10 protein-coding genes are annotated in these 14,793 nt (G+C 44.5%); 4 read left to right on the top strand and 6 right to left on the bottom strand.

Annotated features, from left to right (window positions below; all coding sequences use genetic code 11):
- Nucleotides 1-33 precede the first annotated feature (33 nt).
- The 3 genes from ileS to murJ form a co-directional block, all read right to left on the bottom strand.
- Nucleotides 34-2,856: an isoleucine--tRNA ligase gene (gene ileS, locus EKG38_RS09125; RefSeq protein ID WP_126519957.1), complete on the bottom strand. Its 2,823-nt coding sequence runs from the start codon at nucleotides 2,854-2,856 to the stop codon at nucleotides 34-36.
- A gap of 31 nt (nucleotides 2,857-2,887) precedes the next feature.
- The gene (gene ribF, locus EKG38_RS09120; RefSeq protein ID WP_126519956.1) at nucleotides 2,888-3,823 is read right to left on the bottom strand and encodes a bifunctional riboflavin kinase/FAD synthetase; all 936 of its coding nucleotides are present in this window, start codon (nucleotides 3,821-3,823) and stop codon (nucleotides 2,888-2,890) included.
- A gap of 97 nt (nucleotides 3,824-3,920) precedes the next feature.
- Entirely contained in the window at nucleotides 3,921-5,480 is a 1,560-nt protein-coding gene (gene murJ, locus EKG38_RS09115; protein WP_126519955.1) for a murein biosynthesis integral membrane protein MurJ, read from the bottom strand.
- 247 nt (nucleotides 5,481-5,727) lie between these two features.
- Between murJ and rpsT the strand changes: the two genes are divergently transcribed.
- The gene (gene rpsT, locus EKG38_RS09110; protein ID WP_012141538.1) at nucleotides 5,728-5,994 is read left to right on the top strand and encodes a 30S ribosomal protein S20; all 267 of its coding nucleotides are present in this window, start codon (nucleotides 5,728-5,730) and stop codon (nucleotides 5,992-5,994) included.
- A gap of 139 nt (nucleotides 5,995-6,133) precedes the next feature.
- Here the strand turns inward: rpsT and EKG38_RS09105 are convergent, their stop codons facing one another.
- On the bottom strand, nucleotides 6,134-6,430 hold the full coding sequence (locus EKG38_RS09105; RefSeq protein WP_012141537.1) for an ArsR/SmtB family transcription factor: 297 nt from the start codon (nucleotides 6,428-6,430) through the stop codon (nucleotides 6,134-6,136).
- A 135-nt stretch (nucleotides 6,431-6,565) separates the two neighbouring features.
- Between EKG38_RS09105 and EKG38_RS09100 the strand changes: the two genes are divergently transcribed.
- Nucleotides 6,566-7,999, top strand: a complete 1,434-nt coding sequence (locus EKG38_RS09100) for a M20/M25/M40 family metallo-hydrolase (RefSeq protein ID WP_126519954.1) — start codon at nucleotides 6,566-6,568, stop codon at nucleotides 7,997-7,999.
- Nucleotides 8,000-8,105: 106 nt separating this feature from the next.
- Here EKG38_RS09100 and yaaA read toward each other — a convergent pair whose 3' ends face one another.
- Together yaaA and EKG38_RS09090 are read right to left on the bottom strand one after the other, a co-directional pair.
- On the bottom strand, nucleotides 8,106-8,879 hold the full coding sequence (gene yaaA / locus EKG38_RS09095; protein WP_126519953.1) for a peroxide stress protein YaaA: 774 nt from the start codon (nucleotides 8,877-8,879) through the stop codon (nucleotides 8,106-8,108).
- A 129-nt stretch (nucleotides 8,880-9,008) separates the two neighbouring features.
- Nucleotides 9,009-10,466 (bottom strand): alanine/glycine:cation symporter family protein, encoded by a 1,458-nt coding sequence (locus tag EKG38_RS09090; protein WP_126519952.1) that lies wholly within the window; start codon nucleotides 10,464-10,466, stop codon nucleotides 9,009-9,011.
- A gap of 430 nt (nucleotides 10,467-10,896) precedes the next feature.
- Between EKG38_RS09090 and EKG38_RS09085 the strand changes: the two genes are divergently transcribed.
- Both EKG38_RS09085 and tal read left to right on the top strand, forming a co-directional pair.
- Nucleotides 10,897-13,263 carry a phosphoketolase family protein gene (locus EKG38_RS09085; RefSeq protein WP_126519951.1) on the top strand — a complete coding sequence of 789 codons (2,367 nt, stop codon included), beginning with the start codon at nucleotides 10,897-10,899 and terminating at the stop codon, nucleotides 13,261-13,263.
- 563 nt (nucleotides 13,264-13,826) lie between these two features.
- Entirely contained in the window at nucleotides 13,827-14,783 is a 957-nt protein-coding gene (gene tal, locus EKG38_RS09080; protein ID WP_126519950.1) for a transaldolase, read from the top strand.
- Nucleotides 14,784-14,793 lie beyond the last annotated feature (10 nt).

Here is a 14,793-nt window from a genome sequence, read left to right as displayed (position 1 = left end):
CGCTTCCGACTTCGTTTGTATTAACACTTCTCTTTAAGCAAACTGACGAACTTCACCGTCACCTTCAATATTGGTCACACAACGAGTACAGAGCGTTGAATGCGCTTCCACTTGACCAACGTCTTCTCTGTGATGCCAGCAACGTTCACACTTCTCATATTCTGTTTTATGCAATCCTAGCTTTAACGATACCATTTCGGTTTCGATAGCATCGGCAGGAGCAGATGATAGTGCAACAATCTCAGTTTTTGAGGTCAATAGAACGAATCTGAGCTCATCTCCTAATGTCGCTAATGCTTGTGACAAAGCATCGTCCGCATATAAAGTAATTTCAGCTTCCAGAGAACCACCAATCTGCTTCTCACGTCGAGCTTGTTCAATCACTCTGTTGACTTCACCACGGACAGATAGCAACTGCTCCCAATACTCATCACTCAAGTCTGACTCAAGTGTCACCGACTCAAGCCCTTGGTACCACTCTTGAGTGAAGACATATTTATCACGCTCACCCGGTAGTAGCTGCCAAATTTCATCGGCGGTGAAACTTAAGATTGGCGCTATCCAGCGCACCATAGCTTCAGAGATCAAGTAAAGCGCACTCTGACAACTGCGACGAGCGACGCTGTCGCCTTTAGCGGTGTACTGTCTGTCTTTAATAATATCGAGATAGAAGCTACCGAGCTCAACTGAACAGAACTGCATTAACTTCTGTGTTACCACGTGGAAGTTATACTGCTCGTAAGCTTCCATCAGCTCATCTTGCAGTGCAGCTGCGCGGCGCACTACCCAGCGATCCAGAGCAACCATATCTTCGACGGCCACGAGATCTTTAACAGGATCGAAGCCATTGATGTTGGCAAGCAGGAATCGTGCAGTATTACGTATACGACGATAGGCATCGGCGCTACGCTTTAAGATCTCATCAGATACCGTCATCTCACCGCTGTAATCGGTCGCAGCGACCCATAGACGCAGGATATCGGCACCTAACTTATTCGTCACAGTTTGTGGCGCAATAACATTACCGATAGATTTTGACATCTTACGACCGTTACCATCCACGGTAAACCCGTGAGTAAGCACTTGCTTATATGGCGCTTTGCCATTCATAGCAGTCGAAATCATCAATGAGGACATAAACCAGCCACGATGCTGATCGCTACCTTCCAGATAAAGATCGATCTCATGACCCTGAAACTCAGGACGAGAGGCAACAACCGACGAGAAAGAAGACCCTGAGTCGTACCAGACATCCAATGTGTCGGTCACTTTACGGTACTGATCGGCTTCATCACCAAGAAGCTCTGATGCATCTAGATCCCACCAGGCTTGAATACCTTCCCGTTCGATCTTGTTGGCAACACGCTCCATCAAAGAGGTGCTATCCGGGTGTAACTCTTCAGTTTCACGGTGAACAAATAGGGTAATTGGCACGCCCCAGGTACGTTGGCGAGAGATACACCAATCCGGGCGGTTCTCAACCATCTTTTCAATTCGGCTCTGGCCCCAATCCGGGATCCACTGAGTCTTCTCAATCTCACCAAGCGCTTGCTTTCTTAGCCCTTTTTGATCCATAGAGATAAACCATTGTGGTGTAGCTCTAAAGATGATTGGAGTCTTATGACGCCAGCAATGTGGGTAACTATGAAGGATTTTTTCATGCTTGATTAAGGCGCCTTTCTCTTCAAGAAGCGCAACGACATTGTCGTTTGCCTTAAATACGTGCTGACCTGCAAATATCTCTGTATCTGCCTTATAAACACCATTATCACCGACAGGGTTGGCCACTTCCAGACCGTACTTCTGTCCGACAACAAAGTCATCCTGACCGTGACCTGGGGCTGTGTGTACTACACCGGTACCCGAATCAACAGTAACGTGATCGCCTAAGATCACAGGCACATCAAAATCATAGAAAGGGTGGTTAAAACGCAACAGCTCAAGCTCTTGCCCTTTAGCTTTTCCTAGTACCTTATGAGACTCGACGCCATAACGCTCCATGCAAGACTCGGCCAGCTCATCGGCAAGGATAACTGTCGAGGTAGCGCCATCTTTTACAAACTCAACGAGAACATAATCAAGCTCAGGCGAAACAGATAGGGCTCTGTTTGCCGGCAATGTCCACGGTGTCGTCGTCCAGATAACCATAGATGCTGGACCGGTACAGTCCTGCACATCAAATTTAGCCAATAACGCAGCTTTATCCGTAGCAGCAAAAGCGACATCGATAGCCGGAGACTTCTTATCTTCGTATTCAACTTCGGCCTCAGCCAGAGCTGAACCACAATCGGTACACCAATGAACAGGCTTAACACCTTTATGCAAGTGACCACTATCGATCACTTTAGCCAATGAACGAACGATATTCGCTTCAGTACCGAAGTCCATGGTCAAATAGGGGTTATACCAATCAGCAAAGACACCTAAGCGGATGAAGTCTTCACGCTGACCATCGACCTGCTTAGCCGCATACTCACGACACTTTTCACGAAACTGTGCAGCAGTAACTTTATGTCCCGGCTTGCCGACTTTCTGCTCGACCTTTAGCTCGATAGGCAAACCATGACAATCCCAACCAGGGATGTAAGGTGCATCGAAACCAGATAGTGTCTTAGATTTTACAATAATGTCTTTTAGGATCTTATTGACGGAATGGCCTATATGAATACTGCCGTTCGCATATGGAGGGCCATCATGTAAGATAAAAGGCTTACGGCCAATACGGCTATCACGGATCTGTTGATACAGCCCATCTTCTGTCCAGGACTTCAACATCACTGGCTCACGATTAGCCAGATTACCACGCATCGGAAACTCAGTTTCCGGCAAATTCAAAGTAGATTTATAGTCGCTCATTGATCCTATACCGTTAATTTAGCCAAGGGGCTTAGCCTGCATCGCAGCCAAGCAGAGCTTTGGCTTTGTCAGCGTCATTGTTAATTTGTCTCTTCAGCGCTTCCAGTGATTGGAATGGCTGCTCATCTCGAATCTTTGCTACCAATTCGACTTCGACAGTTCGCCCGTACAGGTCACCGTCGAAATCAAAAATGTGTACTTCTAATTGGCATACTTGGCCATTGACTGTAGGTCTAAAACCTATATTCGCAACGCCTTCATAAGTATCGCTGTTATCCCAATACAACTTAACGGCAAACACTCCTCGAACGGGAGAAACTTGACGTTTCAAAGCAATATTGGCAGTTGGAAAACCTAATGTTCGTCCAATTTTCTCACCGTGCGCTACTTTGCCACAAAGGGTAAATGGGTGACCGAGTAAGCGTCTGGCTTGCTCCATCTTGCCTTTGGCAAGCAAGTCTCTGATCTCTGTCGAGCTAACTCTTTTATCACCAAGAAGAAAACTCTGGGTACTAACCACAGCAAAGCTGTGCTGTTCACCGGCAGACTTGAGCATATTAAAATTGCCCTTGCGCTGCTTACCAAAACAGAAATCGTCACCGACAACCAGATACTTCACCCCAAGAGATTCGACCAATAGTTTATCGATAAAGTCTTCAGCAGGTAAGTTAGCGAACTTTGCATTAAAGTTAATGCACACTAACCTGTCAATACCCAGTTCTTCGAGTAAGAAGATCTTATCTCTGAGAATACTCAGTCTGGCAGGTGCACTTTCGCCCCTAAACATCTCTTGTGGTTGAGGCTCAAAGGTCATCAATGTCGCCGGAACTTTCAATTGGCGAGCCTTCTTTACTAGCTTCGAAATAACTTCAGCATGTCCACGATGGACCCCATCAAAATTGCCAATAGTGAGAACGCAACCATGATGTGCTGGTAAAATATTATGTATACCGCGAATTAGTTCCATTACATTAAATAACTAGCTAGCTTAAGTGGGCGGATTATATACCAGCTGACATGGATAATCAGCAATGATCTTGCTCGCTCTTACATTGAACCGCTATTTATAGTCCCGTTTTTATCTTCCAGGGACGAATTCCCAGCAAAATCATGCTCAATAAATAGCTTGCAGCCCCTAAGCCAATCAGGCCTAAGAGTGATATTGCTCTTTGTGAAAACACCTGTTGTAGCCAGATATCCTGACCGGGTAAAAACTGTATTAAGACAAGCGTCATCACTAAACAAGACAATAAAGTTTTAAAGAAGAACAGCCCGGTTTGCCTGTTTACCCGGTAAACGTTAGCTTTATGCAGGCCGCGATAGAGTAAACCTGCGTTCAGCAATGCCGACAGAGAGGTCGCAATAGCTAAGCCGACATACCCATATGGAATAGCAAAAATGACGTTAAACACCATATTGCTCACCATAGCAATGATGCCATACCGAACCGGCGTTTTAGTGTCTTGCCGTGAATAATAACCGGGGGCCAGCACTTTGATCAGCATGAAACTCAACAAACCACTGCCGTAAGCCATTAAGCTATAGGATGCCATCTCTACATCATCGAAAGTGAATGCTCCACGCATAAACAGAACCATTAACATTGGCTTGGCCAGGATTATCAAGCCACACATGGCAGGCATGCCAAGTAATAGTATCGCTTTCACTCCCCAGTTCATGGTCGTTTCAAAGCCTTTACCTTCATCATTGACATGCTTTTTAGATAATGCGGGTAAGATCACAGTAGCAATAGCGATACCAAACAAGCCTAAGGGGAATTCGAGTAGGCGATCTGAGTAATATAGCCAACTGATAGATCCGGTCATCAGGTAACTGGCAATAAAGGTATCAAACAATAGATTGATTTGAGAAACCGACACCCCAAAAATAGCGGGAAGCATCAAGGTTCTTATTTTGGTGACTCCAGGATGATCCCATCCCCAAGATGGTTTAACAAGGGCCTTCTCTTTAAGTAAAAAAGGCAATTGAAACAGAAACTGTATTAACCCACCAAAAAATACCCCCAATGCCAGACCGATTTCAGGCTGTTCAAGTTCAGGTGCAACAAACAGCGCCGCGCAGATGATCGCAATGTTTAAGAAGACGGGTGTAAACGCTGAAACGGCAAATCGGCCTCGAGTATTGAGGATAGAGCCAGCCAGCGCCGTGAAGGTGATAAACCACAGGTAGGGGAAGGTGATTTTTAACAATAAAGAGGCAAGTTCAAACTTAGCACCGCTGGGTTCATCATTAATCCAGGCGACAAACCAACCATTACCAAACAGTGCAATTAACACTGGTGAAGCAAGAACACCGACTAAAGTGACAATACTGACCAGTACCCCTAATGTCCCGGTAACTTTAGCAATGAGCAGACGCACCTCTTCATCGGATTGTTTCTGCTGATACTCGGTGAATACTGGTACAAATGCCTGTGCAAATGCACCTTCGGCAAACAGACGTCTTAAAAAATTCGGAATTTTATTCGCCAGGATAAACACATCGGCACCGCTGCCCGCTCCCATTAGGTTCGCAATCACAACATCTCTGACTAAACCTAAGACACGAGAAACTAAGGTCATTGCACTGACAATAATGCCCGACTTAATCAATTTTTTACTCAAAAAACCCCCTGAATAGAGCTGAAAACTTCAGGCGAGTAGTCTCAAAAAGTTGATTTTCCCCCTGTCACCTTCCAACAATAGCTGTTAGAATTGCGCATCATATTACACGAGTAAGGTTGAAGATAGCCAAGTTGATTGGATTAATTTATCTTTAAGATAAAGATTCAATCGTTGTCATTGACAAAATGACAAAAATAGGGCATATTCCCGACCTTTAAAATCTCTAACCCTATTTAGGAGTTGCACCTTGGCTAATAGCAAGTCTGCAAAGAAGCGCGCGCTTCAATCTGAAAAACGTCGTCAGCATAACGCTAGCCGTCGTTCAATGTTACGTTCATACGTAAAGAAAGTTATCGCTGCAATTAATGCTGGCGATCACAAAGCGGCTACTGAAGCATTTAATGCTGCACAACCAATTGTTGACCGTATGGCGACTAAAGGCCTTATTCACAAGAATAAAGCTGCTCGTCAGAAGTCTCGTCTAAACACTAAGATCAAAGCACTTGCTGCTTAATTTTAGATTAGCGTTTAAAAAACCGGCTTAGGCCGGTTTTTTTATATCTTTTTTTTGCCATTAGCTTAATTATCAAAATTCAGGCATAAAAAAACTGACAAAATCAGTAAACTTTGTCAGTTGAAGATGAATAACATGCCTAATGGCAATAGATATTATTCAGCAGCTTAATAATTTCCGACACCTCTTTACTCTTCAAAGAGTAAAATACGGTTTGAGCTTCCTTACGGGTCTCGACCAAATTATCTTTACGCAACCAGGCTAAATGTTGAGATAAAGCTGACTGGCTTAATCCCAATTTCTTGTTCATTTCACCTACACACATCTCTCCTTCACTAAGAAGGTAACATAGGATAAAGAGACGGCGTTCATTCGCCAAAGCTTTCAACATCACAACGGCATGATCTGCCCGTTGCTGCATTAATTCAATATTCATTACTCGCAAATTCTCCTAAAACAATCCCCGGAACTAATATAGCGTTGCCTTACAGATATAGTCGGGACATAAAGCACACTTTTTGCTAGATTGTTTTCAAAAGTGGGACATAAGTAATAAAAACAAAGGAAACTTATGAAAATCTATCGTCGTACTCTGCTCATCAGCCTATTTTTCACTGGGTTAGTGGGTTGCCAAAGCATCCAATTAGAAGAACCAAATATAAAAATAACTAAACAGTTACAGCAAAGCGCATTAGCCTCTCCTCTCGCTTATGATCTGGTTGAATCTCTCACAGTTGAAGTTGGCCCAAGGCTTGCGGGCAGCAATAAAGACCTTCTCGCCGTTCGGTGGGCTGAGAACAAATTAATTAAACTGGGTTTCGATAAGGTATACAAAGAAGCCGTTCAAGTTCCCGTATGGTCCCGAGGAGAGGCTCGAGCCGAAGTGATCTCCCCCTTCTCTCAGCCATTAGTAATAACCGCACTAGGGGGAAGCATAGCGACACCTAAAGAGGGTTTAAGGGCCCCTATCATAAGATTTGACACATTAGAGTCATTAAAGCGGGCTAACAGAAGCGATGTTGAAGGAAAAATTGTCTTTATCGACCATATCACCGAGCGCCACAAAACCGGTAAAGGTTACGGTAAAACGGTTGGCGGACGCTCCCGAGGAGCCATTAGCGCATCACAGAAAGGGGCCAAAGCCATCGTCATCCGCTCCATTGGAACCGACCATGACAGAATGGCGCATACAGGAATGATGAGGTATAAGGATGGCGTTGCAAAGATTCCTGCAGCGGCGATGTCGAATCCGGATGCCGATCTTATTAATCTGATACTAAAGCGAGATCCTAATGTGGTACTCGATCTCTTCATGTCATCACAAAGCCATGGTTTTGCGACCTCTTACAATGTTATTGCAGAGGTTACCGGCAACAGCAAGCCTGATGAGATAGTGTTAATCGGTGCCCACTTAGACTCATGGGATGAAGGAACAGGCGCAATCGATGACGGAGCCGGTGTTGCCATAGTAACGGCGGCGGGCAAGTTAATTCAAGACCTCCCTCAAAAGCCAGCTCGCACCGTTCGAGTGGTACTTTTTGCTGCCGAAGAGGTCGGCCTTGTAGGCGGTAAAGCTTATGCCAAAGCCCACAAAAATGAGCTGGAGAAACATTACATTGCTGCTGAGTCAGACTTTGGTGCGGGGCGGATATATCAGATAGATTACAGGGTAAACGAGAGTGCTTTGGAAGCGATACACGCGGTCAGTAGTCCTATGGTTGGTAATGGGGTTAAGTTAGGTAGTAATACAGCTTCAGGAGGGCCTGATGTCTCCATGCTACCAAAACAAGGAGTCCCTGTAGCCTCACTCAGACAAGATGGCCATGATTATTTTGATTACCACCATACGCCAAACGATACTTTAGACAAAATAGATCCGATGGCACTGCAGCAAAACGTCGCAGCCTACGCACAATTTGCCTACCTGATGGCACAATCTGAAGTTGAACTCAGGCCAATTACAACCGGTGCTAACCTCAAGCCAGTTATTATTGAAGCAAAATAAACCGGGGAATTTCTCTCATAAAAAAGCAGCCTTTGGCTGCTTTTTTATTCCCGACTAATAATAACCGGCTATATATTTGCTAACCAGTCCCTACAGCCCCCTTTACTTACTGCTCCTCACGCTTGAAAACAGGCGCCAGAGAAGTCGAATCGGCTTCACAGTAATAATAACCTGCGGAATCAAACTCTGTTAGCCCTGAGAAAGTTTTAATATTATTATCCAGTATGTATCTCACCATCATGCCTCTGGCACGTTTAGCAAAGAAACTGATCACCTTATATTGACCATTTTTCTTATCTTTAAATACCGGAGTGATCAGAGAACCTTTTAACTGTTTAGGTTTAACAGCCTTAAAATACTCGTTAGACGCCAAGTTCACCACAATCTGGTCACCCTGCTCCGATAAAGCCAGATTAACTTCGTCGGTTATCACATCGCCCCAGAACTGATACAGATTAGTCCCTTTGGTATTGGCTAGCCGGGTCCCCATCTCGAGGCGGTATGGCTGCATCAAATCTAATGGCCTTAGCAAGCCATATAAACCGGAGAGAATTCTGAGGTGTTTCTGTGCACGCTCAATACTCTGCTGAGATAGCGTGTCGGCATCCAGGCCGGTATAGACATCACCACGAAATGCATAAAGTGCTTGTTTGGCATTTTCAGTAGAAAAATCCCGGCTCCAGCTTGTAAATCTAGCCGCATTTAAACCGGCAATTTTATCGCTTACCTTCATTAGTGATGCTATATCAGATGGCGCGAGCTTACGGCACTCTTCGATAAGCTGTTCACTATATTGAACCAGTTTAGGTAAAGTATGCTCGCTTGTGCCTGCTTCATTTTCATAATCTAATGTTTTCGCTGGTGAAACTAAAACTAACATCGCTAATCCTTACAAGCCTTTAATGCTTGCTATCATACTGATGCAAACATAAAAAAACCACGCTAATTCGCGTGGTTTTTTAGATTGTGCTAATCCATTCAGCCGAACATCAGCTCAATAATATTATACTCAGTTTCTCTCGGTAGAAGATTCAGCGGAGCTGTTTTCCTTCATTACCCATATCCCCTCCTCCAGCTCATCAATTTCAGGGAACTGACTGCTGTCAAAAGTCGGAGTTAAGCCCGCTTTAACCTGACGCTCGTAATCTTTAATCACCGCAAAAGCGACTTTAGATAACATGACAATCGCGACAATATTAACTAGGGCCATAAGCCCCATAGACACGTCGGCAAAATTCCAAACCAGACTTAATGAAGCAACAGAACCCGCCATCACCATCGCAAGCACCAAGCCACGGAAAACAAACAGTACCTTCTTACTTTGAGTCAAGAACATAACATTGCTTTCGGCATAACTATAGTTAGCAATAATCGAAGAGAAGCAAAACAGGATAATCGCGAAGGCAATGAAGTAAGCCGACCAACTACCCAACTCATTGGTTAAGGCCAATTGTAAAAGGCCAATTCCTTGCTGACCATCTGGATTATTTAATACTCCGGATAACAAGATAATTGCGGCAGAAGCTGTACAGATCACCAAAGTATCGACAAATACACCAATCATCTGAACAAAACCCTGGGATGCAGGATGATTTGGGTTAGGTGTAGCTGAGGCTGCAATATTGGCCGCGCTGCCCATACCCGCTTCGTTTGAAAACAGACCGCGAGCAATACCGGCCATCATTGCTCCCATTGCACCACCGGCAGCCTCTTCCCACCCGAACGCACTCTTAACGATTAGTGAGATTGCCGCCGGAACCTGATCGATATTGATGACAAGCACCACAAGGGCGATGGCAAGATAAGCCACGGCCATAACGGGAACAATCAGCTCTGATGCTCTGGCGACTTTCTTTAAACCACCGCAAATGATGTATGCAGAGGCAAGCATAATAACTATGCCAACTATAGTTTTATCAAAACCAAAAGCATTATTAAGCGCATCGGTCATGGTATTGGCCTGCGCCGCATTAAATGCAAAACCAAAAGCTATGATAAGTAGAATGGAGAAGATACTTCCCATCCAACGTTTACCAAGACCACGCTCCATGTAGTAAGCTGGGCCACCGCGATATTGACCTTCACTATCTTTAACTTTATACACCTGAGCTAAGGTCGACTCGATAAATGCCGTCGCCATACCTAAAAGTGCAATCAACCACATCCAGAAAATCGCCCCCGCACCACCAACAGTAATAGCAACGGCAACACCCGCCATATTTCCTGTACCGACGCGTGCAGCCATCGAGGTACAAAATACCTGAAAAGAGGAGATCCCATCTGTTTTATTGCGCCCTTGAATCACTAATTTGGCACCGTGACCAAACATGCGGAACTGAATAAACCCAAGGCGAACTGTAAAGAGTATACCGGCAGCAACCAGTACATATATAAGTACGCTACCCCACAGTAAGCCGTTAATGGCATTTACTGCAGTCTCAATAGCGTTAATCAGAGTCTCAAACATAATTAATTTCTTATCCCCATGACAAAAGCGGACTGGTAATGATTACCTAGACCGGGTTTGACTATAAAATTTCCTTCCCATTTTGATCAAAGAATGTCGGTGAATTTATCTTTTAGAATTGTCCTTTCATGATTTTGCAAAATCATGCTCACCGAATTCGATGCAGCAAAATAGCACACCACAAAAAATATACCATGTGACACAGATCACAGTTAAGCATTTGAATAACACTAGAATCACATGAATAAACAATACTAAGTTACTGTTGTAACTGATTCAACAAAGGATTTACTCGCTTTCTGGCAACATTTAAGAAATTTAATAACTTTATCGAAATAAGATGTAGAACACATTTTTGTAATAAAATTACAAATATAGTACTGAACATGAGCTTTGGTTAACTTTTTGCTTACTATAAATGGGGTTATTTATGTCACAACAGCAAGAGATCAGCGCGTTAAAGAAATTTGTAAGAGCTACAAACTTTCTAGCGACATCTCAAATTTATCTAAAGAAGAACGTACTGCATAAGCGTGCACTTGCACACACAGATATCAAGCCTAGACTATTAGGTCACTGGGGTACTTGCCCTGGTATCAACTTTGTCTACGCTAACATCAACCGTCTAATTGTTAAAAACAACCGCTCATTCGTCTACCTTGTAGGCCCCGGTCACGGTTTCCCTGCAGTACAAGCTAACCTTTTCATGGAAGGCTCTCTTAGCCATTATTACCCAGATATCATTCCATACAATGAAGAAGGTATCACAGATATCTGTCAGAAGTTCTCTGCAGCTTATGGTTACCCTTCACACGCTAACCCGGAAGCACCTGGACAAATTTTAGAAGGTGGCGAACTCGGTTATTCACTTTCAGTTGCCTGGGGTGCAGTATTAGATAACCCTGACCTGATTGCAGCTTGTCTGATTGGTGATGGTGAGTCAGAAACGGGTCCTCTTGCCGCTTCTTGGTATGCAAACCGTTTAGTAGACCCTGCCACTAACGGTGCGGTACTGCCAATCGTTCATATCAACGGTTATAAGATCTCTGGTCCAACTCGTATGGGTCGTATGAGCCACGAAGAACTGGATCTTGAATTCCGTGGTCTAGGTTACCACCCAATTATCGTTGACGATGAGCTCGAAGAAGACGTCTACGTTCAAATGGCAAATGCCATGGACACGTCATATGAGATGATCAACGATATCCAGAAACGCGCACGCAGCGGTGAAGATATTGTTAAGCCACGCTGGCCTGTCATCTTAATGCGTACCGCTAAAGGTTGGACGGGTACTTCTGAGTACAATGGCAAGAAGCTTGAAGGTAACTGTGAATCTCACCAGGTTATCGTCAACAAGTGTGCTACCGATAAAGGTCATCTAGAAGCGCTAAACACTTGGTTATCAAGCTATAAGTTCGATGAACTTTATACAATTAACGATAAAGGCGAGCTAATCTTCGATAAAGAGATCCAGAGCCTACTTCCACCTAAGCAGCTAACTTGTGGTCAGCAACACCTAAGCTACGGTGGTGAAGTGGTTCGTGCACTTGCCAACCCAGACCTGTCTAAACTTGCTTACGGTGCGGAAACGCCTCGTGGTACCCGTGGCGTATCTATGTACAAGATGGGTGAGTGGATGCGTGATGCAATGAAACTCAACCGTGACCAACGTAACCTTCGTATCTTCAGCCCGGATGAAACTTATTCGAACCAGCTTCAAGCCGTATTTGAAGAGACAGACCGTGCGTGGCAGTGGCCTATTGAAGAGTGGGATGAAGACATGGCCCGCGATGGTCGCGTCATCGAGCTGCTATCTGAAAACTTGCTTTTCGGTATGATGCACGGTTATACAGTGACAGGTCGTCACGCCATGTTCCCAACTTATGAGGCTTTCTCACAAGTTGTCTCCTCTATGGCTGACCAATACTGTAAGTATGTCTATGCGAGCCAAGGCGTACACTTCCGTAAGCCGGTACCATCATGCAACGTGGTTCTCTCGTCACTGTTAGAGCGTCAGGATCATAACGGTTACTCACATCAGAACCCATCATTCCTGGGCGCTATGCTTGAGAAACATCCTAAGATTATCTCTGCTTACCTACCTGCAGATGGTAACAGCACACTGGTTTACACTGAGCGTGCCTATGCCGATCGCGATAAGCTAAACATCATCGTTGCCGGTAAGAAAGACTTGCCACAATGGTTATCACTTGATGAAGCCCGTCAACAGACTAAAGATGGTGTCATGGTTTGGGACTTCGCTTCCGATGAAAACCCTGATGTTGTTCTTGTTGGTTGTGGTGATTATGTCACTCAAGAAGCGATGGCAGCTCTGGTATTAATCAGAGAGATACTACCACGCGTTCGTATCCGTTTCGTCAGTGTGACTGAATTAACCAGCAGCGGTCTAGGTAGCCTCGACTTCCAAAGCAAGCCATGGTTAATGGACGAAGTATTTACCGCCGATAAGGGCGTTGTATTCAACTACCACGGTTACCCGAACACCATCAAGAAACTGGTATTCGATTATAAGGGTAGTGATCGCTTCAGAATCAAGGGCTATGAAGAGGAAGGTTCAACGACCACTCCATTCGATATGGGCGTTCGTAACGGTACTTCTCGTTACCACTTAGTTATTGATATGGCTTACAAGCTATTCCAACAAGGTGTGATCGATGAAACTCAGCATGTTGCAATTACAACCGATATGCTACAGCGCTTAGTTGACCATAGAAACTACATCAAGGCCAACGGCGTCGACCCAATCAGCCTTGATAACTGGGTATGGACTCGATAGAGAACCAACCAGAAGTCATAAGTTGATAACAGTCAGTGCACTCTTTTAGAGTGCACTTTTTTTTGCCTGAAAAACTCTGCGGCAAACCAGCTCCAACCGTGATTGCATCTGTACCCGGAGCCGTTATCGCCCCTGATCATGATGGCGTAATGGATTCGCTTGATCAGTGTCCCGAGACTCCATCGACTCAAGTTTTGGTATAACCAAGCCCGTTATTCAGGGTCGCAGCGCCGATGCCAACAAAGCCAATCGACGTATTACGTGACAGGCGTAAAAAAAGAAGCGCAGATAAAATAACGGAGCTCACATTTATATAAGAAATCGCTACTTCTGTGTGGCGTTTTTTTATCTGTATCCATTGCAACCTAAGCGCTATACTTTCAAATACTCATTTATGGCTAGTATTATTTAGCAATCTTACGTTTAAAAACCCTTTTTACTGATATTTTACAACTTTCCTGTAATTTTTTTTCATTTATGGTTGGAAATATCATCAAGATCGCTTCTAATACCTGTTGCAAATCACAAACCTTAAGCTGCTTCTTAAGAAGGATGTTATTTTTATGCCTAATACACTCGAACAATTCAAATCAATTACGACTATTGTTGCCGATACCGGCGACATTGAAGCCATCAAGCGTTACCAACCGGAAGATGCAACGACCAACCCATCTTTAATATTAAAAGCAGCTCAGATCCCAGATTATGCTCACCTTATCGACAATGCTAACGAGTGGGCGAAATCGCAAAGTGACTCCATCGAGCAACAGGTTGAAGATGCAGGTGATAAGCTTGCGGTCAATATTGGTGTAGAAATCTTAAAAATTGTTCCTGGCAGGATCTCAACAGAAGTCGATGCAAGGCTCTCTTTCGATAAAGCAGGTTCAATCACTAAAGCTCACAAACTCATCAAGCTTTACAAAGAAGCTGGTATTGATAAATCTCGTATCCTCATCAAGCTTGCCTCTACCTGGGAAGGTATTTGCGCCGCCAAAGAGTTAGAGCAAGAAGGCATTAACTGTAATCTAACCTTGCTATTCAGTTTCGCTCAAGCTCGCGCATGTGCAGAAGCTGGGGTTTACCTTATCTCTCCTTTCGTTGGCCGTATTCTCGATTGGTACAAGAAAGACACAGGCCTTGAGTATTCTTCTGTAGAAGATCCTGGGGTCGTTTCGGTAACAGAGATCTACAACTACTATAAGCGCCACGGCTTCAACACCGTCGTTATGGGCGCAAGCTTCCGTAACACAGGTGAGATCATCGAACTTGCAGGTTGTGACCGTCTGACTATTGGCCCGGCACTACTCGAAGAGTTAGCAAATTCGCAAACAGAAGTCGTACGTAAGCTCATTCCAACAGACACAGTTGTTGATGCAGCAGAACCGCTGACTGAAGCTCAATTCCGTTGGGAGTTCAACGAAGACCCAATGGCAGTCGAGAAACTAGCCGAAGGGATCAGAAACTTCGCTATCGACCAAGGTAAACTCGAAGTCATGCTGAAAGAGAAATTGGCCTGCTAGGGAGATGATT

Origin of the sequence: Shewanella canadensis (assembly GCF_003966225.1) — a bacterium.
GTDB classification, from domain to species: domain Bacteria; phylum Pseudomonadota; class Gammaproteobacteria; order Enterobacterales; family Shewanellaceae; genus Shewanella; species Shewanella canadensis.
The sequence above is the reverse complement of the archived record's forward strand: the minus strand, read 5'-3'. Positions and strand labels throughout refer to the sequence as shown.